General features: G+C 57.3%; 15 protein-coding genes. 10 read left to right on the forward strand and 5 right to left on the reverse strand.

The genetic code is table 11. The features are described 5' to 3' along the window. Positions 1-356 precede the first annotated feature (356 nt). From AC13DD_RS05745 to AC13DD_RS05755, 3 genes are all read right to left on the reverse strand, one after another. Positions 357-1,973 carry an acyl-CoA carboxylase subunit beta gene (locus tag AC13DD_RS05745; RefSeq protein ID WP_482930963.1) on the reverse strand — a complete coding sequence of 539 codons (1,617 nt, stop codon included), beginning with the start codon at positions 1,971-1,973 and terminating at the stop codon, positions 357-359. A gap of 10 nt (positions 1,974-1,983) precedes the next feature. Beyond that, a complete protein-coding gene (locus AC13DD_RS05750; RefSeq protein ID WP_482930964.1) occupies positions 1,984-2,850 on the reverse strand; it encodes an SDR family oxidoreductase in 867 nt (288 codons plus the stop codon). 149 nt (positions 2,851-2,999) lie between these two features. After that, positions 3,000-4,796: an acyclic terpene utilization AtuA family protein gene (locus AC13DD_RS05755; RefSeq protein WP_482930965.1), complete on the reverse strand. Its 1,797-nt coding sequence runs from the start codon at positions 4,794-4,796 to the stop codon at positions 3,000-3,002. Positions 4,797-4,942: 146 nt separating this feature from the next. Here AC13DD_RS05755 and AC13DD_RS05760 point away from each other — a divergent pair, with 146 nt between their 5' ends. From AC13DD_RS05760 to AC13DD_RS05795, 8 genes are all read left to right on the forward strand, one after another. After that, entirely contained in the window at positions 4,943-5,563 is a 621-nt protein-coding gene (locus tag AC13DD_RS05760) for a TetR/AcrR family transcriptional regulator (protein WP_482930983.1), read from the forward strand. A 204-nt stretch (positions 5,564-5,767) separates the two neighbouring features. Beyond that, a complete protein-coding gene (locus AC13DD_RS05765) occupies positions 5,768-6,832 on the forward strand; it encodes a hypothetical protein (RefSeq protein ID WP_482930966.1) in 1,065 nt (354 codons plus the stop codon). 58 nt (positions 6,833-6,890) lie between these two features. Beyond that, on the forward strand, positions 6,891-7,901 hold the full coding sequence (locus AC13DD_RS05770; protein WP_008174079.1) for a putative solute-binding protein: 1,011 nt from the start codon (positions 6,891-6,893) through the stop codon (positions 7,899-7,901). 15 nt (positions 7,902-7,916) lie between these two features. Further along, positions 7,917-9,968: a TRAP transporter large permease subunit gene (locus AC13DD_RS05775; protein ID WP_482930967.1), complete on the forward strand. Its 2,052-nt coding sequence runs from the start codon at positions 7,917-7,919 to the stop codon at positions 9,966-9,968. A gap of 273 nt (positions 9,969-10,241) precedes the next feature. Beyond that, positions 10,242-12,806 carry a S8 family serine peptidase gene (locus tag AC13DD_RS05780; protein WP_482930968.1) on the forward strand — a complete coding sequence of 855 codons (2,565 nt, stop codon included), beginning with the start codon at positions 10,242-10,244 and terminating at the stop codon, positions 12,804-12,806. A gap of 224 nt (positions 12,807-13,030) precedes the next feature. After that, the gene (locus AC13DD_RS05785) at positions 13,031-13,282 is read left to right on the forward strand and encodes a protease complex subunit PrcB family protein (protein ID WP_175497362.1); all 252 of its coding nucleotides are present in this window, start codon (positions 13,031-13,033) and stop codon (positions 13,280-13,282) included. Between the two features lie 67 nt (positions 13,283-13,349). Continuing rightward, positions 13,350-15,245, forward strand: coding sequence for a DNA topoisomerase IV subunit B (gene parE / locus AC13DD_RS05790; protein ID WP_008174087.1), 1,896 nt, complete (start codon positions 13,350-13,352; stop codon positions 15,243-15,245). 95 nt (positions 15,246-15,340) lie between these two features. After that, the gene (locus AC13DD_RS05795) at positions 15,341-17,119 is read left to right on the forward strand and encodes an SLC13 family permease (RefSeq protein ID WP_053112725.1); all 1,779 of its coding nucleotides are present in this window, start codon (positions 15,341-15,343) and stop codon (positions 17,117-17,119) included. On the opposite strand, the gene AC13DD_RS05800 is transcribed toward AC13DD_RS05795, so the two are convergent. Next, entirely contained in the window at positions 17,114-18,400 is a 1,287-nt protein-coding gene (locus tag AC13DD_RS05800; RefSeq protein ID WP_482930969.1) for an EAL domain-containing protein, read from the reverse strand. The genes AC13DD_RS05795 and AC13DD_RS05800 overlap by 6 nt on opposite strands. A gap of 525 nt (positions 18,401-18,925) precedes the next feature. On the opposite strand from AC13DD_RS05800, the gene AC13DD_RS05805 reads away from it, so the two are divergent. After that, positions 18,926-19,471, forward strand: a complete 546-nt coding sequence (locus tag AC13DD_RS05805) for a cytochrome b (protein ID WP_053112723.1) — start codon at positions 18,926-18,928, stop codon at positions 19,469-19,471. Between the two features lie 71 nt (positions 19,472-19,542). Further along, positions 19,543-20,124, forward strand: coding sequence for a YceI family protein (locus AC13DD_RS05810; protein WP_482930970.1), 582 nt, complete (start codon positions 19,543-19,545; stop codon positions 20,122-20,124). 116 nt (positions 20,125-20,240) lie between these two features. Here the strand turns inward: AC13DD_RS05810 and AC13DD_RS05815 are convergent, their stop codons facing one another. Then, positions 20,241-20,498: a hypothetical protein gene (locus tag AC13DD_RS05815; RefSeq protein WP_053112721.1), complete on the reverse strand. Its 258-nt coding sequence runs from the start codon at positions 20,496-20,498 to the stop codon at positions 20,241-20,243. Between the last annotated feature and the right edge of the window lie 137 nt (positions 20,499-20,635).

Below are 20,635 nucleotides of genomic sequence, written 5' to 3' on the forward strand. Positions count from 1 at the left end.
TACGAGCACATCCATGTGCGCTTGGCGTCGGCCATCCATGGCCGCCGACATTTTCTGAAACCGATCCCACACAGCCGCTTACGTCTGCAAACTGGTTGCTGCCTGCTGGCAGGCTTGTTGTTTTTGTAGGTCGGCTTAACCGAAGGAGTAATCCGACCTACCGTTGTTTTTTGCATGCTGCCGCTGAAAAGCATGCTGGTTTTAAGCGTTAACTCTGAATCTCGAAGAGCCGGTTGGGACACCCTGTCCAAAAATGTCGGCGGCCATGGATGGCCGACGCCAAGCGCACATGGATGTGCTCGTAGCGTTTTTTGGACAGGGTGTCCCAACCGGTTCCTCCCGCAAAACAAGCAGACCTACAGGCGGGCCACCCCAAACGTATTAGGCCGCAACTGCCGAGCTTCTGCCTCCCGGCAAACGTCCAGAACCAGAGCCAGAACGCGCCGCGTATCCCGCGGGTCAATCAACCCGTCATCCCACAATCTGGCCGTTCCGAACAGCGCCGTTGAGCCTTCCTCCAGTTTCTTCGCCGTGGCCTGCTCCAGAAAATCCAGTGTCTTCGGATCCGGCTCCATGCCGCCGCGGCGCTGCTTGTCTTCAGCTACGATACGCATCACCTTGCCTGCCTGTGCCGGCCCCATAACCGCGGTTCGGCTGTTGGGCCAGGCGAAGATGAACCTCGGGTCCAGGCCACGTCCGCACATGGCGTAGTTACCTGCACCATAGGAACCGCCGATGACAATTGCGACCTTTGGCACCCGACAGTTGGCCACAGCCTGGATCATTTTCGAGCCGTGTTTGATGATGCCGTTCTGCTCTGAGTGAGTACCCACCATGAAACCGGTGGTGTTATGCAGGAACAAAAGGGGCGTTCCGGCCTGGTCGCAGAGCTGGATGAACTGGGCGGCCTTGGCGGATCCAGCCGGGGTGATCGGGCCGTTGTTGCCGATGATGCCGACTGAATGACCTTCAATTCGGATGGTGCCGCAGACGGTCTGGTCGTCGAACTCGTTCTTGAAGTCCATGAACTTTGAACCGTCGGCAATGCGGGCGAGGATTTCGCGCACATCGTAGGGCTTTTTGGAATCCGCCGGGATGACACCCAACAGCTCCTCGGCCGGGTAGAGCGGTTCCTCCCATTGAAGTTCGCGCCGGGGTGGCAGCTGCTCGTTCCAGGGCAGGGCTTCGAGGATGTTTCTGGCCTGGCGGATGCCGTCGGCGTCGTCTTCGGCCAGGTACTCTGCCGTTCCTGCCACGGTCGCATGCATCTCCGCGCCGCCAAGTTCCTCATCGGTTGCAACTTCGCCGGTTGCTGCCTTCAGCAGTGGTGGGCCGGCCAGGAACATCTTGGCTTGCTCGCGCACCACGATCACGTAGTCGGACAGACCCGGCTGATAGGCGCCTCCGGCGGTGGCGTTGCCGTGGACAACGGTGACCTGAGGAATGCCGGCCGCGGACATCCGCGCCTGATTGGCAAAGCCCCGGGCACCTAGCACGAAAATATCGGTGGCGTAGTTCAGGTTGGCGCCGCCGCTCTCGGAAAGGGATACCACCGGCAGCTTGTTTTCCATGGCGATCTGCTGCAGGCGCAGCGTCTTGTCCAGGCCGGCAGGGGTAATGGTGCCGCCTTTGATGGCGCTGTTGCTGGCCACCACCAGACAGCGGATGCCGCTTACATAACCGATGCCGGCGATGATCCCGCCGCCGGCGAGGCTGCCGTCCTTGTCGTCGTGCATCTTGTAGCCAGTCAGGGAGCAGAGTTCTAAAAAGGGCGTGCCGCGGTCCAGCAACCGGTTGATACGGTCTCTTGGGAGCAGCTTGCCCCGTTTGGTGAACTTCTCCCGGGCGGCTTCCGCCAAATCCAGAACCTTTTGCTCAACGTCCCGGAACGTGGTGATGTGGGCGTCCATGGCTTCGGCGTTGGTGCGGAAGTCCTCGGACGTGGAGCTTACCGTGGATTCAAGTACCTGCATGGTCGGCTCCTTAGTCGTCGCTCAGAACTTTCGGGGTGATGGCCCGGTGAAAGCCGTTGTAGGGTTCGTTGTTCTTGGCTTTCGGTAACGGCCAGACTCGACCTCCCTGTGACGCACCGCCGTCTATCCGCAGACAATCCCCGCTGATAAACGCCGCGCCCGGGCTGAGGAGAAAACAGATTGCAGAGCTGACTTCTGATTCGGTGCCCATCCGCTTGATAGGCACGTTATCGCCGAGGCTGCGGATCCACTGCTTCATGTGTTCGGGGTAGTTATCCATGCCGCTGGAGGCAATCCAGCCCGGAGCGACCGCGTTTACACGAACCCCTGACGCGCCCCACTCAACGGCGGCTGTCTGGGTAAAGTTCACCATGCCGGCCCTGGCGGCGCCGGAGTGTCCCATGCCGGGCATGCCGCCCCACATGTCGGCGACAATATTGACGATGGCGCCCCCGGTTTTGGAAAGAGCCTGAGTGTAGGCTTCCCGTGCCATCAGGAAGCCGCCGGTCAGATTGGTTCGAACCACCGTCTCCCAGCCCTTCTGGTTGATCCCGGTCAGCGGCGCCTGGAACTGCCCTCCGGCATTGTTCACCAAACCGTTCAGGCCTCCGTGTTCGGCAATGATCGCCTTTACCGTGGCCTTGACCGAGTCCTCTTCACGGATATCACAGACATGGGCGGACGCAATGCCGCCGTCCTCGGTGATCTCTGATTTCACAGATTCCACTTTCTCGGCCTTGCGGCCCACCAGGGCAACCCGCGCGCCCAGGGCAGCGAGTTCATGGGCCGTACACCGGCCGATGCCAGAACCGCCGCCGGTAACAATAAACACCTGGCCTTTAAACAGGTCCGGATGAAAAACAGATTGATAGCTCATATCTCGAAGACCTTTCCCAATTTTCGGGCGCTCGGGCCGCTGGCCCCTCCCGGGACTGTGAGCAGCAGGGATGCTGCGATCAAGCGTACAGGGACGTATCTACAGCGTGTCCCGGGAGGGGCCAGCGGCCCGAGCGCGTGCTCCATGGTTTATTCGTTGATGATTTTTGACGGAACAGGCACTGGAAACTCCAATAGCTGCTGGGCAAACGCCTTTCCCTGGGGATCAATCCGCAGGCTGGCCACGCCACCGCCGCCAAGGCTGTGCTCCAGCAGGAAATTGATGGCCTGCAGCCCGGGCATGGCCCAGCGGGTCACCCGGCCGGTTTCCGGATTCAGGGTATGGGCCATCCAGTCCGCAACCGCCGCTTCCGTCAGCGCGGTTTCAATGAACGGCAGAAATTCTGGTTTGCGGGCGATCACGCCAATGTTGGTGTGGTCGCCCTTGTCGCCGCTGCGGGCCCAGGCAAGCTTCACCAGCGGCACAGTGGTATCTGTTTCGTCTGTCTCGTGTGTGAACGACTGGGGCTGGAGGTCGCTGTTATCGAAACCGCCGCTGGTTTCGACTCCAACGGTTTGCCGCTCGCCGCCCAGATCCACGGACACATCGACTTCCGTTTTCGGCACCAGGCATGAATACAACCGGATCTTCGGCCACACGGTCGGTCGGCCACCCACAATCCCGGTGATGCCCGGTGCCATCCCCGTGGCTGCCTGGGCAATCTCGCGGGAAAACAGTACAAGGGCCTCTTTCTTGGGATGGGCGGTGCTGATCTTGACCACTACTTCGCGGCAATCCTCGCCACGGCCATGAGCACCGTAGGTCGTTTCCGTACCCAGAAGCTCAATACTGGTTTCGCTGTAATCAGGCAGGCCACGTTCGCTGAACATGCGTGAGGTCTTGGCCAGAATGGCCTGTGCGACAGTCTGGGCCTTGGCCCTGGCATTCATGCCTGCCAGCAGGAAGGTAACCGTGCACTTGAAACCATCCGGCCAGGTGCCCGATACCTTGTAACTGTCGGTGGGTGGTAGCCCCCGTGCGCCCCGCACCTGTACACGGTCTTTACCGGTTTCCTCCAGCTCTACACCTGTGAAATCGCAGGTAACGTCAGGCAGCAGGTAGGCCCTTGGGTCACCGATTTCGTAGACCAGCTGTTCCGCAACTGTGCCACGACTAACCAGCCCGCCGGTGTCTTCGGGCTTGGTGATAAAAAAGTCGCCGTTGGCACTCACTTCGGCTATCGGGAATCCCATGTTGGCGTAGCCGCCAGCTACCGCTTCCCAGTCGGTGAAGTTGCCGCCGGTGGCCTGGGCACCGCACTCGAGCAGATGCCCGGCCAGGCTGCCCTGCGCCAGTTTGTCGTAGTCTTGCCAGCTCCAGCCGAACTCGTGCACCAGCGGTGCCAATACCAGGGCACTGTCTGCCACCCGGCCGGTAATAACTATGTCCGCGCCCTGTTCCAGAGCCGCAACCAGACCTGGCGCTCCCAGATAGGCATTCAGGCTGACCATCATTGGAGGCATCGGCTGGCCGGAACCCATCTCGTTGATACCCATATCGGCCAGCTTTTTCTTCTTCATCAGCAGGTCGTCGCCCAGCACCAGGGCAATCTTCATGTCCACACCTGCCTTTTCGCAGAGGGCCTGCAGGGCGTCGCGGCAGGCGACCGGATTTACGCCGCCGGCGTTGGCAAGAACGCGGATACCTTTTTCCTTGATCTCTGCAAGCAAGGGGCCCATGACCGTCTGGACGAAATCCCGCGCATACCCCTGGGTCGGATCCTTCATTTTCTGGCCAGCCATGATCGACATGGTGATTTCGGCCAGATAGTCGGCCACCAGATAGTCGATGTTGCCTTGATGAACCAGTTGCCCGGCGGCGGTTTCCGTATCGCCCCAGAAAGCGGCGGAGCATCCGATGCGAACGGTTTTTGGGGATTCAGCCATGTTTCTGTGCCTTGTCTATGATTACCGATTCGATGCCAGTGGCAATCGCGGTTTTGTCTCACGATGGAGTTGACAATACCAAGCAAGCGCTTGGTTTGTAAACAGGCAAGTTTAAGGTAGAATTAAAGGCCTCTTATGCCAACCGGATAGCTTTAGTGAGCCAGAGCCAGATTCTCCAGTCCCTGATCGCCGAAAACCTTGTGTCAGACCCCAGTGGTGCCCGGGGTCGCCTGCTCACTGAGGCCGCCCGGCTGTTCCGGGAAAAGGGCTATGAACGGACCACGGTTCGCGATCTGGCCGCCGCCGTCGGTATTCAGTCTGGTAGCCTGTTTCATCACTTCCGGACCAAGGAAGAGATCCTCAAAGCGGTGATGGTCGAAACCATCCGGCTGAATACGGCGCTCATGCAGGCGGCTCTGGAGGCTGCCGATACCAACAGAGAGAAGCTGCGGGGTCTGGTCCGTGCCGAGCTGGAGTCGATCAATGGCCAGACCGGTGAGGCTATGGCGGTATTGGTATTCGAATGGCGGAGTCTGTCGGCCGCTTCCCAGGTTGAAGTGCTGGAACTCCGGGATATCTACGAGAAGCTCTGGCTGGATGTACTGGAATCGCTGAAACACGAGGGCGCCCTGGAGGCGGATCCCTTCGTTGTTCGACGGATGTTGACCGGCGCCCTCAGCTGGACCGTAACCTGGTACAAGCCGGAGCGGGGAGGCCTGACACTGGATGGCCTGACCGATCAGGTGATGGCGATGATGGCACTTTGAGCAGATTGCTATTTTTAAAAGTCATTGTTTTAAATCAAGAAAATCTTCCGAAACCCCTTTCCTTCCGGGCCATTGGCCCGATCGGCATAACAAAATCGGCATTCGAGCCATTTTTGTAGGACAGTTTTCACAGCATTCTTGCACCCGTTGACAAAAACCGAGTTCAGATCGGGCAAACAAAAACAACGTGATGCAGGGTGAAATATGATCTCCTCTCTGGCAAAGCTCGGACCGCATGTCTTTGCGGCTCGCCTCAAGGCTCTCTCGCTGGCAGCCGTTGCCATACTCACAGGTTGCTCGGCCAACCCCATCTACACCACCACCGGCGTTGTGCTCTCCAATTATTCGGAGGGCGAAGCCACGCCCTACGTGTTGCAGATGTCCGACACCCAGATGGCGTGTGCGCTGGGCGAGGGCGTGGATCCGCTGCTCTATTCCTTCTCGCGGGTCACCGATGCACCTGACACCACCGGCTCCCTGTTGATGCTTCTGGCAGGCAATTGTGCGGAGTACAAGGCCTGGGAGGCTGAGCTCGCCTATCTCAGAGCGGATTATGAGGGAGATGTGGAAGCGGCAAAGGACGCCAGGGAAGTGGCAAAGCGATTGAATGCGCTGACCGCGAAACGTCGGTATGCCTCCTTTAAGCGAGCAATGGCCGCCTACGAGTTCGATCCCGCTGCTGAACCCCTCGAGTGCCCCTTTCTGTTCACCGAACAGGACGAAATCACCTTCCTGCTGGGCTTGCTGACCGGTATGCAGGCAATCGTAAACGATGCCAATTCCGGCGCCATGGCCGGAGTCCCCAGGAATATCGCTCCCCAGGCCGAGCGTGCCGCTACCTGTCTGGACAATGAAAAGTGGGGTGGTATGCCAAACGCCATCCGGGCCCTGGTCTGGCTGCTGCTGCCCGACACCCGTCCGGCTCTGGCGCCGGACCCCTGGCAGGTGCTTGAGCACAGCCGGGAACTGGGGGTTGAGAAAGGCATGCGGGTTCCGCACGCGCTTCAAGCGGTCGCCGCCGAAACCTTTGGTCGCCCGGAAAAGCTTGAGCAAGCCATCGCCAGTTTCGCCGCGGCCGATGCAACTATGGAGGTCTGGGACGAGTATCGTCTGGTGGATGAAGTCGCGGCGGGCGTGGTGCGCTTATCTTCTGACAAACACTGGACCGCCAATTACGGCTACCGGACGCCGCAATCCTTCTTCGGCAGGATGAGCCCCGAGCGGCAAACCGACAACGTCGAAACCATGAATCTGGACGACCTGCTCTAAGGCAGGTTGCCGACATCCTCTGAAAACTGACAAACACAAGAATGACCCGGAGGTCGATATGATCCGCAAATCCCTCGCTGCCATGGCCCTTGTGGCCGCCGCTCCGCTGGCATCGGCACAGTCTGTTTCCATGTGCGTGTTCGATGTAATCGGCGCCAATGGCGACTTCTACAACTTCGTCAAAGACTATGCGCTAGAGATGAAGGGCCACGGCGTGGATTTCGAGCTGAAACCCTACACCGATGAGGGCGTGGCGATCGGTGATTTTAACGCCGGACAATGCGATGCCGTTGCCGCCACAGACATCCGGATTCGTCCATTCAACAAGTTCACGGGCAGCATCAGCGCTGTGGGAGCGCTGCCCACCTACGACAACCTGAAAACCTTGTTGGCCACGCTGGCGCAGCCGAAAGCTGCGCCATTGATGAAGGATAACGGTTACGAAGTGCTCGGCATCATACCGGTGGGTGCCGGTTACCTGTTTGTAAATGATCGCAGTATTGATACTGCCGGCGAGCTGGCGGGCAAGCGAATGGCAACCCTCGACTATCAGAAAGACGCGATTCACATGGTGAACTTCGTCAAGGCCACGGTCGTGCCCTCTGACATCACCAACTTCGCCGGCAAATTTAACAACGGTTCGGTGGATACCGCCTATGCGCCGGCCTTTGCTTACGAAGCTCTGGAACTCTATAAGGGCATCGGCGAAAGCGGTGGGGTTGTGGACTATCCGCTGGCACAGCTGACGCTTCAGATGGTTGCCCGTGATGACGTGCTGGACGACGACACAGCCCAGAAAGCCCGTGAAGTTGCCTGGAATATGTTTCCTCAGGCCATGGGGCTGATTGAAGGCCAGGAAGCAGCCATTCCCGAAGAAAAATGGGTGCGCATTCCTGAAAAAGACATCCGCGGCTATCAGGAGATGTTCCGGGAGAACCGGATCGAGATGCGCGATGGCCTGAACGGGGCGCCGGATGTGTATCACCCGAAAATGATGGGGCTGCTCAGCAAGATCCGCTGTGCAAGTAACCCTGCTGCAGCCGAGTGCACCGCGGACAACCGCGAATAACGGGGCGGAACCATCATGAACTGGCGAGCAATTACCGCTCCGGCAGCACGGACCCTATACCCCGTACATCGCATGTACGGGGCGGTTCTGCTGCTTCTCCTGCTGTTTACCCTGCTGCTGGGGATGGGCAACTCGCTCCATTCCCGGTTGCTCTGGGTCGGAGAACAGACCTGGCCGAACTATTATCTGCTGAATCCCGATGCGACAGAGCCGTCCTGTCAGCTGGAAATGGATGTTGATGCCGAAGTGGCTCGCCGGGTGGCCAATTACAAGCCTGACCCCGATGATCTGTTCAGCTCACCGCCCAATCCCGATGCCATCCGCAAATCGCTACAGAGCAATCTGGAACTCTGCCAGCAGCAATACGACGTCTATGAACAGAACCTGGCCCACGCTACGCCAGCCCTAGGGGCGTTCAAGACGCTAGAGCAGGGACTTGCGAACTTCCTGCTGGAGAACATTGAGCTGACCAAGTACCTGTTCATTGCGATGTTCGCGATGGCTGCGGCAATCGCTGCGCTGGACACGGACCACATAGCGTTGCGCCTGCCCCGCAATCGAGCTGAATGGCGGCTGAGCCAGGGTGTGCAGTTTGTGGTTAATGGTCTGATGGTGCTGTCGCTGAATGCTTACCTGGGCAAGCTGGCCACGTCGCCGGGTTCGGAGGGTACGATGAGCCTTCAATATGCCTGGGGCGGGGTCTTCGGCCTCTTTATGGTGATCAATGTAGTGCGTTTCCTGAACGTTCCGGAACGTATCCGCCCCGGCGGTCTTTCCGCTTCGTCCGGTCTGGTGATTCCTCTGTACTGTGCCATGGGCCTGATCGCCATGAGCTATTTCTTCCTGGTAGACGGTTACGCCTCGGGCCTGGCCATCTATTTCGGGATGATGTCCAACCTGTCGTCCATGTTCATCAACATCGGCCTTTACGTGCTGGTGGGCATGATGCTGAAGCAGACCCGGATCCCGGAACTTCTGCTGAATCTTATCAAACCTTTCAATCTGCCAGCACCGCTGCTGGCCTCGGTGATCATCTTCGCAACTGCGTTTCCGACCGCGTTCACCGGCGCATCGGGCATTTTCATCCTGGCCGTGGGTGGCGTTGTTTATGACGAACTCCGCCGTGCCGGTGCAGGACGGCAGCTGTCCCTGGCAACGACCGCCATGTCGGGCAGCCTGGGCGTTGTGCTGAATCCTTGCCTGCTGATTGTTGTCGTGGCTGCGCTTAATAAAGAAGTCACCACCACAGAGATGTACAGCTGGGGCTTCTGGGTCTTTATCATGTCGGCAACGCTGTTTTCGCTGATTGTCTGCAAGACCCAGGGGAACTGGAAGCCTCGTCCGGCGCCGGGCGCGTTCCGTGCTGCTCTCTCGGAAAGTCGTGCCTTGCTGCCTTATGCGGTTGTGGCTGCTCTGGTTATCCTGTCGATCTGGGTTGTCCTCGGTTTGAAATTCAACGAGTACAGCGCTCCGCTGATCCTACCGTTGGTCATGCTGGCCCTGGTCCTCCTCGATTCCGGCCGGAGCCGTGAGGCGCAGGGCCAGCCCCGCTCTCAGGCTTTCTGGAGCCGAAGCTCCGCCGCTGCCAGCGATTCAGCGGTGCATATCGGAGCCCTGCTTGCGCTTATCGGGTTTTCGATCTGCCTTGGGGGTATCCTCGAACGCTCGGATATTGTGCACGCGCTTTTCCCGGAGGACCTGACCAGTCCCTGGATCGCCATGCTGGTGATTGTGGTTATGCTCACGGTAATCGGCATGGTGATGGACCCGTTCGGCGCGGTAATCCTGGTGTCGGCCACCATTGCCCAGCCGGCGATCCAGCTGGGTATCGATCCGCTGCATTTCTGGATTGTCTGCCTGGTGGCGTTCGAGCTTGGCTATCTGAGTCCGCCAGTGGCACTGAACCACCTTCTTACCCGTCAGGTTGTGGGCGAAACGGAAGTGCTGGCGGCAGAGCGCACCGGCTCGTTCTGGCATCGCTATGAGCGTCTGCTGCTGCCTCTGGCTGTGATGGGGCCAACACTGTTGTTCGTGGCCTTTGTACCGATGCTCTTCTACGCGTTGTAATGTTGAAATGAGATAAAGAAGGCCGCCTGAGGGAAACTTCAGGCGGCTTTTTGCATCTGGAATACAAGAGGAAACGTAGTTTGAACGAAACCGAACACCCGGGAAAAGCGTGTTTGGTATACCCTAGGAAATAAGATTCATCTGTAGCCAGTGGCCTGACCTATGTCTTCTGATGCCCTATCAAAATTGATCCCAGTTTTTTCCGTTCTGCTTCTCCTCATGGGGTGCGGTGGAGGAAGCTCTGGGAATGGAGAGACTACAGAGCCTATTGCCTTGGCTGGAACTATCGATATTGAGGCGGGTACCCGTGTTGACGCCGATAATGCGGATGCCCTTATTGGTAGAGCTCCCCTAACTACTCCCCAGGAACTTCCTCCGGAGTTTGTGCTCGCTGGTTATGTCAGTGATACGGAACAAGAAACCGCGTATCCACGTCTACAGTTTCAGACTGATGAATTCCTGTATTTTCCCGATCCCAAGGATAATTATGTCGCATCTTTGCAGTCGGGCCTCGAGATAACTCTCCAGAGCTTCACGACTAGGCTCGGAACAGCGTCGGATTTGTTGCTAACAATAGAGGCGCCTGACGGCACGACTGTTGGCCAAGCCACTGCGCCTGGTAACGGCGCGGCGGTCAATATAATTATCGAAAGCGAACAGGTGGGTGACTACGGAATAACTGTAACAGCGCTTGGCGCCTCGCCAATGCTGTATATCCTCTCCTCTTCGAGGGCTGAAGCATCAAGCGTAACAGGCTACGACTGGCCAAAACACGAATTCGTTGAAAACGAAGCGATTGTTTCTTTGCTTGGCCCTAGTCTGCAAAACAATAGTCTCCCCCGCACTTCGATAATGGAAGCGGGCCGACAGATTGCTCCTGGAATCTGGAAAGTGAGAAGACCAGCCGGTATGGCTGCGTTAAGCCACGGAGACGAAGCAGATCAGACGCTCGCCTGGGTCCGAAGTCTACGAGCTGACCCGTCCATTCGACACGCATCACCCAATTACAGGGCTCGCTCCATGCTGACGCCGGTGGACGAGCCTTTCTATACCAGCGGAGTGCTGGCTCAGCAATGGCATTACAGCCTGATCAACGGGCCGGTTGCCTGGCAGTTGGCGCCCGGTGGTGGGAATGGTGTCAACGTCGCTGTTTTGGATACTGGTTTGTTTTGGGACGGGGGGCAGTGGCATCCGGATCTTGCGAGCAATGTTATCGCTGGTTTTGATGCTGTGGACGGAGATGAGCTTCCAGCTGACCCAGGCAATTCGGTAGGTGGCAGTGTTTATCATGGTACCCATGTGTCAGGCACTGTGGCTGCTGCAGTTAATGGCAGCGGTGGCGCGGGCGTTGCTTTTGGATCGAGGCTGATGCCTGTGCGGGTTTTGGGTGAGGGCGGGACTGGAACGCTCAGTGACCTCCTTGAGGGGATGCAGTGGGTACTAGGGGATCAAAATAGGTCTTCAGCAGACATCGTTAATCTGAGCCTGGGGGGATTGCCTTGTGGTGACCCTGGCGTAGCTGTGACGCTGCAGCAGCTAATTGACGAAGGCGTAGGGAGAGGAATCTTGTATGTGGCTGCCGCAGGTAATTCCGCTACAAGCGAACCCTCCTGTCCCGCGGCACTCGAGAATGTATTCTCGGTCAGCGCTGTGGATGGTGCTGGAGTACCCGCATCGTATTCTAATTTTGGTAGTACGATTGATCTGGCAGCTCCAGGCGGAGACGCCAGCCGCGACGGGAATGGTGATGGAAGGGGTGACTTAGTCAGCAGCACAAGTGCGGCCATCGTCGATGGCCAGCTTCAGCCTGTCTACCGGGGATTACAAGGAACGTCTATGGCCGCTCCGCACTTCTCAGGTGTACTGGCACTTATGAAAGAAGCCAATGCAGCCCTTGATTCCTCTGCGGTTGAGGGATATTTGCGAAGTGGGGCATTAACCGAACGGCCCTGCGAATCGGGCTGTGAACGAACCGACCAGTTGGGCTATGGTGTACTTGATGGTGGCAAGGCAGTTCAAGCGGTGCTTTCTGGAAATCCGCCGGAACTACTTACTTCCTCTCCGGCCATCGTAAATTTGTCCTCGGAATCCGGGCTTGCTGCAAACGATTCAATTGATTTGTCTCCGTTGGGCAATTACTCGGTAACAATAACCGATGTATCTGCTTCCCAGGACTGGTTTACTGCTTCGCTAACTTCTGCATCCTTACCATTGGAGATAGAGGCGAACCAGGTTGCTCAAGTAGAACTTGTTCTGGATCCGGACAAACTTGACCCTGGAGTTTCCTCTCGGGGTAATCTGGAAATCACATATGATTCGAGGACTGAAATTCAAGCACGATTGACAGTGCCCGTGATAGGTCAAAGGATCACTGATCAGCAAGCCCGAGACGCAGGTCGGCATTTCGTGTTGTTGGTTGAGCCTGAACCTGATCCCCAGACTGGCTTATATGTGACGGTCGGGCAGACTGTCGCCACTGTGAGCGATGGCCAATACACGTTCGAATTTGTTCCGGATGATGGTTTAGCCCCTTTGCTCCGGAACGAAGTGCCACCTGGGAGTTATGTCTTAGTGGCAGGGACGGATCTTGATAACGATGGCCTGATCTGCCACGCAGGAGAAGCCTGCGCCGAATACCCTGTTTCCGGTTTGCGCCAGGAAATTGAAGTGATTGAGGGCGGGTCTATTACCGGTATTCGCATGACCACTAGTTACTCAAGGCCAGCCTTATCCGTGGGTTCATCGGACCTGCTGCCGAGGCCAAATTTTAGGGGTTACCAACTACTACCAGAACAATCTGGTAGTCAATCAAATGCTAAAAGGGTTTTGCGGAATTGATGTTCTCGACGCACCTGCCTAAGGTCTGTTTAATTGTTTTGGGTGTTTTAGCGTCCGGGTGTTCTGTCAGTCAAACTGAGACTGAAACCGGTGCTCCCCTAGCGAGACAAATAACACAGTCAGCGCATTGCGGCTTAGTTGCTCCCGGATCCATACATATCGAGAGCCTGAAAGAGTTGCGACGTCTGGAAACGATGCCCATGAGAAATCTTTCATTAGAGTCAATGAAGGGAATTGATTATCAGCGTGAGCATATTGTGCTTGCTTCAATTGGCCAGAAGCCAACCGGCGGCTACAGTGTCACCCTTGACTTCTCTGAGATCCGTGGCGGAACCCTGGAGCTGAGGGTCAGAGTGGCTGAACCCGCCCCTGGCACCATCGTCACACAGGCGCTCACCACCCCCTGCGCGGTCATCGCGGTGACCGCTGAAGGCTGGGATGATATCCAGATCACCCGCGCCGAAAACAACCGTTGATCTTTCCTCACGAATCCCTAAGCTATGGCTCAGCTTTTCATATCAATCGCGGAGTCAGTTCCTGCCCATGAGCCAGCAACAATATAACGCCGATGCTATTGAAGTACTGAGCGGCCTGGATCCGGTGCGCAAGCGGCCGGGGATGTATACAGACACCAGTCGGCCCAATCACCTGGCGCAGGAAGTTATCGACAACAGTGTGGATGAGGCGCTGGCAGGGCACGCCAAACGCATCGACGTGGTGTTGTACAGCGATGGCTCGCTGAGCGTTGAAGATGACGGCCGCGGCATGCCCGTGGATTTGCACAAAGAGGAAGGCCTGCCTGGCGTTGAACTGATCCTTACCCGCCTGCACGCCGGCGGCAAATTCTCTCAGGGCAACTACAACTTTTCCGGTGGTCTCCACGGTGTCGGTGTATCCGTAGTCAACGCACTGTCCACCCATCTGGAAGTAACCATCAAGCGCGATGGCCAATTGCACCGGATGACGTTCGCCAATGGCGACAAAGCGTCCGAGCTTGAAGTGATCGATACCGTGGGCAAGCGCAACACCGGTACCCGCCTGAAGTTCAAGCCCGACGTAACCTATTTCGACAGCCCCAATTTTTCCGTTAGCCGGCTCCGCCATAACCTGAGGGCAAAGGCGGTTCTGTGTCCGGGCCTGACGGTTACTTTCCTCCAGGAAAAAACCGGGGAAAAAGACGAATGGTTTTACGAAGACGGGTTGCGGGACTACCTGCGCACGGCCCTTGCCGATATCGAGGTTGTGCCGCTTGAGCCGTTTACCGGCAGCTTTTCCGGAAACAAGGAAGCGGTGGACTGGGCCATCCAGTGGCTGCCCGAGGGCGGCGAAGCGATCATGGAAAGCTACGTAAACCTGATTCCCACGGCCCAGGGCGGCACCCATGTGAACGGGCTGCGTACCGGCCTGCTTGAAGCGATGCGCGAGTTCTGCGAGTTCCGCAACCTGCTACCCCGGGGCGTTAAGCTCTCTCCGGAAGATATCTGGGAACGGGCAGCCTATGTCCTGTCCTTCAAGATGCAGGAGCCCCAGTTCTCAGGGCAGACCAAAGAGCGTCTGTCTTCCCGTGAGGCCGCGGCCTTCATCTCCGGCGTGGTCAAGGATGCCTTCAGCCTTTGGCTCAACCAGCACACCGATGTGGCAGAAGCACTAGCTGAGCTCTTCATCAGCAATGCCCAGCGTCGGCTGCGAGCCAGCAAAAAGGTGGCCCGCAAGAAAGTCACCTCGGGCCCCGCACTCCCGGGTAAGCTGGCGGACTGTTCCGGTGGGGATACCGCCCGGTCCGAGCTGTTCCTGGTAGAAGGTGATTCTGCAGGCGGTTCCGCCAAGCAGGCCCGGGACCGGGAGTTCCAGGCGGTGATGCCGCTTCGGGGGAAAATCCTCAATACCTGGGAGGTTGATTCGGGCGAGATCCTGGCGTCCCAGGAAGTTCACGATATTGCCGTTGCGATTGGTGTAGATCCCGGTTCTGACCAGCTGGATGGCCTTCGGTACAACAAGATCTGCATCCTTGCTGATGCGGACTCGGATGGCCTTCACATTGCCACGCTGCTGTGCGCGTTGTTCGTCAAACACTTCCGCCCTGTGGTTGCCGCCGGCCATGTGTTCGTTGCCATGCCGCCGCTGTATCGGGTAGATCTGGGCAAGGAAACCTTCTACGCCCTGGATGAACATGAAAAGCAGGGCATTATCGACCGTATTGCCGCGGAGAAGCGCAAGGGCAAGATTTCGGTGACCCGCTTCAAGGGTCTGGGTGAGATGAACCCGCTTCAGCTGCGTGAGACCACCATGGCCCCGGACACCCGTCGCCTGGTCATGCTGACCATCGAAGACGGGGATGATACCGATAGCCGGATGGACATGTTGCTGGGCAAGAAGCGCGCATCCGATCGAAGGGCGTGGCTCGAGACCTACGGCAACATGGCGGACATCGAAGTTTAATATTCTATAAGATGCTATAAAAAGCATCCTTTATTCTTTCTCTGTCTTCTGCAAAGTCGTTATCCTGCCAGTTTTCTGATCGGGAAGAACCGTTGATGGACTGGCAGGGCTGGTTTGCGCTGGGCCTCGCAGGCACCGCGTTGATACTGATGAGTGCAGGGCGATTTGCGCCCCATCTGGTGATGATGGGTGTGCTCGTGGTGCTCAGTGCCAGCGGGATTGTGTCCGCGGACCAGGCGCTCGCCGGGTTCAGCAACAGTGGTCTGATCACCGTGGTTGCCATGTTTGTGGTGGCTGCGGGCATTCATCATTCCGGCGGTGTCGATCTGCTGGTGCATCACCTGCTTCGCAATCCCAAGACCGTTCGTTCTGCCCAGGCACGGATTGCCCTCCCGGTGTCCCTTCTCAGTGGTTTTCTCAACAACACCCCGGTTGTCGCCACCATGATCCCGGCGGTGCATGCGTGGTCCCGCAAGATCGGTATCTCACCGTCCAAATTGATGATTCCCCTGAGCTACTCCGCCATTCTCGGGGGTACCCTGACACTGATCGGCACCAGCACGAATCTGGTCGTCAACGGCCAGTACCAGCAGCTAACCGGCGAAGAGGGCTTCTCCATTTTCTCGATCACGGCGGTCGGGCTGCCGGTGGCGGTGATCGGCGTGGCCGCTTTGCTGCTGGTTATGCCCCGTGTGCTTCCGGATCGTAAGGATCAGCAGAAATTTGGCTCCATGAGGGAGTTTACCCTGGAGGTCGCGGTGTCGTTTGACGGGCCGCTGGTCGGCAAGACTGTTGGTGAAGCCGGGCTCCGGGAGCTTGAGCGGTTGTATCTGGTTGAGATCGAACGCGATGGCAGCGTGGTTACGGCGGTGCCCTCGGAGGAGCGACTCAGGGGTGGCGATCGTCTGGTGTTTGCCGGTGATACCCAGGCCATTTCTGACCTCCTGCGGATAAACGGTATCGTCCCGTCAGTCCATGAAGACGAGCCGAGTCTGAGCAAGGATCGGGCGGAACGGCGTCTGGTTGAAGCGGCATTGTCGCCCCAGTCCGATGTGTTGGGGCTGACCATTCGCGACGCCCGGTTCCGGGACCGTTACGGTGCGGTTGTGCTGGCCGTTGCCAGGGGTGGGGAGCGTGTTTCCGGCAACCTGGGGAATATCCGCCTCAAACCTGGCGATGTGCTGCTTCTCGAGGCCCGCCCCGCGTTTGTCAGCCGACAGCGCTATAACAAGGACTTCCTGCTCATTAATGACCTGGAAACCGAGACACCCCGGCATGACCGGGCGTGGCTGTCCTGGGGAATCCTGTTGGTGCTGGTGGGTCTCGCTGCCTGTGGCACCTTGAGCATGCTTAACGCGGCCCTGCTGGGCGCCGCAGGAATGATTCTGACTGGCTGCTGCTCGGTGGGCCAGGCCCAGAAGTCCGTGGATGTGCCGGTGATCCTTACCATTGCGGCCTCCTTTGCCATGGGCGCGGCCCTGGAGCAGACCGGCGCGGCAGGCTTTGTGGCTGCAGGCATCCTTGAATTCAGTCAGGGCGACGTACTGTTAACGATCCTGCTGGTTTATCTCGTGGTGTCGGTCCTGACCGAGGTTATTACCAACAATGCGGCGGCGGTCCTGGTCATTCCCATCGTTCTGTCGATGACGAACAGTATGGGCGTGGCCGCCGAGCCGTTTGTGATTGCGGTGATGATGGCCGCGTCCGCCAGTTTTGCCACGCCGCTTGGGTACCAGACCAACATGATGGTATTCGGGCCTGGTGGTTACCGGTTCGGTGATTTCGTGCGGGTCGGTTTACCCATGAACGTGTTTGTTGGCGCCGTTACCGTTGTGGTTATTGCCGTGGTCTACGACATCACTCCCGGTCTATGAGCGCTGTTCGGTCGGGTTGGCGAGAATGTCGCAGCACAGCACCTGAAGCTTGCCGTCCTGGTAGTACCCCAGTGACAGGGTCACGCACATATAGGCTCCGGTGACGCAAAGGTAGGGGGCGGTTACGTGCAGGCTTTCCGGTTGAGCCAGCGCCTGGCGAAGGAACTGCTGGCGAAACCAGTCGGCGCTGCTGGTGCTCTCCAGGGGTTTGAAACGCGGGTCCATACTGCGTGTGCCCGCATCGGAAACCAGGGTGTCGTCCATCTGAACGCCCTTGTCGTCGACCAGGTAGCAGCGGGAAACGGCTGGGTGGTTCAACAATTCCAGACAGGATTGCTGCATGCTCATCCCGCTGCGAAGCTTCGTGATTGCGTGGTCGAAGAAGCCACTGAAAAACTCCACCAGTTGCCGGGTGGGGTCCAGGGTAACCTGGTTGCGGGTTTTGTATTCCTGCAACAGATGATCGAAATCGGCGGGTGAGTGACTCAGTTGGTCGAGGTCTGTGCTCGGTCTGCGGAAATAGAACCCCTGAACGAAATCCACGCCCGCATCGATCGCAATCATTGCCTGATCACGGGTTTCCACGCCTTCCAGAAGAACCAGGCAGCCGGACTGGTGCAGCAGTGACACGATGCCGTTCAGAATCTGGCGTGCCTTGTGATCATCTGTCGCACGGGTAAGCAGTTGTCGATCCAGTTTCACGATGTCGGGTGACAGGTTCCAGATTCGCTCGAAATTGGAGTGGCCGGCACCGAAATCATCAATGGCCGTCAGACAGCCCAGTTTCTTGTAGTAGGCAACCGTTTCCCGAAGCCTTTCGGCGTCGTCTGTGGGTTGCTCAACTATTTCCATAACAATCCGGTGTGGAGGTAGGCCGGTTTTGGCCAGAAGCTGTCCGAAGAACGAATCGGCCTGACTGCCGCTGGTTACCACCTGGGGCGAAACGTTGAGGAACAGCCAGTTCAGCTGATCGCGAATGCCGCTGTAATTGCGTATGTGCAGATAGCGGCAAAGGCGGTCAAGGAGAAGGTTCTCAGCCTCGGAGGCCGGTAGCTGGAACAGGTGCAGCGGCAGTACCGCGGAGTTATCCGTATCAAAGGCCCGGATCAGGGCCTCATAGCCGACGATACGTTTGTGTGAAATGCTGTAAATCGGCTGGAGCGCTGTTCTCAACGTCAGTCCGCGAAAATCTGCGGTCCATGTGTCATCGTCCCTGTTCAGCATAGGAGACAACAGGTCCACTTCCGGAGCTGTCAGCTTTTCAGGGAGGCGTCTCGACATAGATGATTCTGGTTGATTGAACGAACGCATCAGTCGCCCCACTCTGGCGCCTGAACTGTCTTTTATCAGTACAGGTTTCGCCTGAAAAATCGAGAAGTTACTGATAGTTGGAAGGAAGATTGCCAAAAAACCGAGTTTATTACCACTGTTTCATGTAGAAACTGGAAACGGTTTGTATCTTTGAGGGTCTGCAAGAGGAAAGAAGAGAGGGGAGCCCAGCGGTCCGGACGGACCGCCAGAGAATCAGTTATTACTGGGTACAACCACGCTTTCGTCGAATTCGAGTTCCATGTCCTGTCCTCTCGGTCAATGAGGCCCCAGACGGGGCATTCAATTATGAGCCAAGTTTATCGTTGCTATAATTTTGAACAATCCGTAAAACCCCTATGCGACGAAAGGCAAAAGCCCCGGCGGATGGTCAGAATTTCTGATGTAGCGCTGCAAAAGATTTTGATTTTCTTCATCGGGCCAAGTTTCTAGACTTGGTTGCATTGTTTGAACCAGGGAACAGGGTGATTTCTCGTCATGCAAATCAGGAACACGTCAGCCAGCTACGGTCTCGTGGCGATTATTATCCACTGGCTTGTAGCGCTGGTTGTCTTTGGCCTGTTCGGGCTTGGCTATTGGATGGTGGAACTGTCCTATTACGATGACTGGTATCGCAGAGCCCCGGACATCCACCGAAGTATCGGTATTCTGCTGTTGATGGTGATGGTTTTCCGGGTGGTCTGGCGAGCGGCGAATGTTTCGCCGGAGCCGTTGCCTGGCCACACACGCTGGGAAGTGCGCAGTGCCCACATGGCGCATTTTCTGCTCTATGTGCTGATTTTCGTCGCCATGGTGAGTGGCTACCTGATATCCACCGCGGATGGCTCTTCAATCAGTGTGTTCGATTGGTTTGAGGTGCCTTCAGTCACTGGCCAGATCAAGGGTATGGAAGACACCGCGGGGACTGTTCACTATTGGTCCACCTGGGCAATTGTTGGCCTCGCCGCAGTTCATGCGGCGGGCGCTTTGAAACACCATTTGCTTGATCGCGACCGAACATTGCGGCGTATGTTAGGGAAGTGATCCGACTGCGGCCTGTGTATTCATCTTGTAACGTCCGGAAGCCGGGCACCAATGAAATAAGGGAGATAACCATGAGAAAAGTACTGCTTGCCTCTGCCGTGTCGATGGCACTTGTCGGTGCAGTCCAGGCCAACGAGCACAGCGGCACCTATGCGTTTGATACCAAGGGCACTCACCAGTTCATTACCTTCAAGATTTCCCACCTTGGCTACAGCTGGCTGTACGGTCGTTTTAACGATTTCGACGGCGAGTTTTTCTACGACGCCGAGAATCCGGAGAACAGCACTGTCAACGTGACGATCGATACTGCGAGTGTGGATTCCAATCACGCCGAGCGCGACAAGCATCTGCGCAGCGAAGATTTCCTGTATGTGGACGAATTTCCGCAAGCAACGTTCAAGAGCAAGCGCGTGGTGCTGGATGAAGAAGGCGAGGCCGATATCATCGGCGACTTCACCCTCCGAGGTGTGACAAAAGAAGTGACCCTCGATGCCGAAATGCTTGGCCACGGGGACGATCCCTGGGGTGGCTACCGTATGGGTTTTGAAGCGGAAACCGAGCTTCGCCTGACAGACTTTGGCATCCCGATGGATCTCGGCAAGGCCTCCGAGACTGTCGAGATCATCATTTCTGTCGAAGGTATCCGGCAGTAAAACTGGCTGACCCTGTCAGAGGGGGTTCCGGGCGCAGGCCCGGAACCTCACTTCAGGATTCCCCTCTACGATGCATCATGATTGTCCGTGAATACAAATGCCGCATTCTGGCTGGTTCAGAGCGTGGATTCGCTCTGTGGATGATCTGACGATGACCTGTCTGTTTCACAAGATTTGCACAGGTGCCTTTGGCGCCAGAATTGTCCCGCGAAGATGACCAGCCAGATCAGCAAACCCGCCCAAAGGTAGGGCTCGGGAATCTGGAAGCTGCCGCTGATTGCAAACTCCACGAGGAGCATCAGTGCCACCGCCAGAACCGCATTTACCATGGCTGTCACCATGGCTTGCCCGCAGGCTTTGATGTTGGGTTTCATAGTGTTCCGCTTGTCAGAGAAGTAAAACGGTCTTCTATTCACTTCGACGGAGCATACGGCTCACCTTACGGACTCTCCATGCGGGAATTCCGCTATTGGAATCAGACGTCTGTGCGACACCTCGGCAGTTTTGGCCA

Source organism: Marinobacter sp. L-13, assembly GCF_056857715.1.

What these genes read in the sequence shown, in the direction of transcription:
- AC13DD_RS05745 (WP_482930963.1), bottom strand. Translation starts at nt 1,973, where the DNA reads ATGCAGGTACTTGAATCCACGGTAAGCTCCACGTCCGAGGACTTCCGC.
- AC13DD_RS05750 (WP_482930964.1), bottom strand. Translation starts at nt 2,850, where the DNA reads ATGAGCTATCAATCTGTTTTTCATCCGGACCTGTTTAAAGGCCAGGTG.
- AC13DD_RS05755 (WP_482930965.1), bottom strand. Translation starts at nt 4,796, where the DNA reads ATGGCTGAATCCCCAAAAACCGTTCGCATCGGATGCTCCGCCGCTTTC.
- AC13DD_RS05765 (WP_482930966.1), top strand. Translation starts at nt 5,768, where the DNA reads ATGATCTCCTCTCTGGCAAAGCTCGGACCGCATGTCTTTGCGGCTCGC.
- AC13DD_RS05770 (WP_008174079.1), top strand. Translation starts at nt 6,891, where the DNA reads ATGATCCGCAAATCCCTCGCTGCCATGGCCCTTGTGGCCGCCGCTCCG.
- AC13DD_RS05775 (WP_482930967.1), top strand. Translation starts at nt 7,917, where the DNA reads ATGAACTGGCGAGCAATTACCGCTCCGGCAGCACGGACCCTATACCCC.
- AC13DD_RS05785 (WP_175497362.1), top strand. Translation starts at nt 13,031, where the DNA reads ATGAAGGGAATTGATTATCAGCGTGAGCATATTGTGCTTGCTTCAATT.
- parE (WP_008174087.1), top strand. Translation starts at nt 13,350, where the DNA reads ATGAGCCAGCAACAATATAACGCCGATGCTATTGAAGTACTGAGCGGC.
- AC13DD_RS05795 (WP_053112725.1), top strand. Translation starts at nt 15,341, where the DNA reads ATGGACTGGCAGGGCTGGTTTGCGCTGGGCCTCGCAGGCACCGCGTTG.
- AC13DD_RS05800 (WP_482930969.1), bottom strand. Translation starts at nt 18,400, where the DNA reads ATGTCGAGACGCCTCCCTGAAAAGCTGACAGCTCCGGAAGTGGACCTG.
- AC13DD_RS05805 (WP_053112723.1), top strand. Translation starts at nt 18,926, where the DNA reads ATGCAAATCAGGAACACGTCAGCCAGCTACGGTCTCGTGGCGATTATT.
- AC13DD_RS05810 (WP_482930970.1), top strand. Translation starts at nt 19,543, where the DNA reads ATGAGAAAAGTACTGCTTGCCTCTGCCGTGTCGATGGCACTTGTCGGT.
- AC13DD_RS05815 (WP_053112721.1), bottom strand. Translation starts at nt 20,498, where the DNA reads ATGAAACCCAACATCAAAGCCTGCGGGCAAGCCATGGTGACAGCCATG.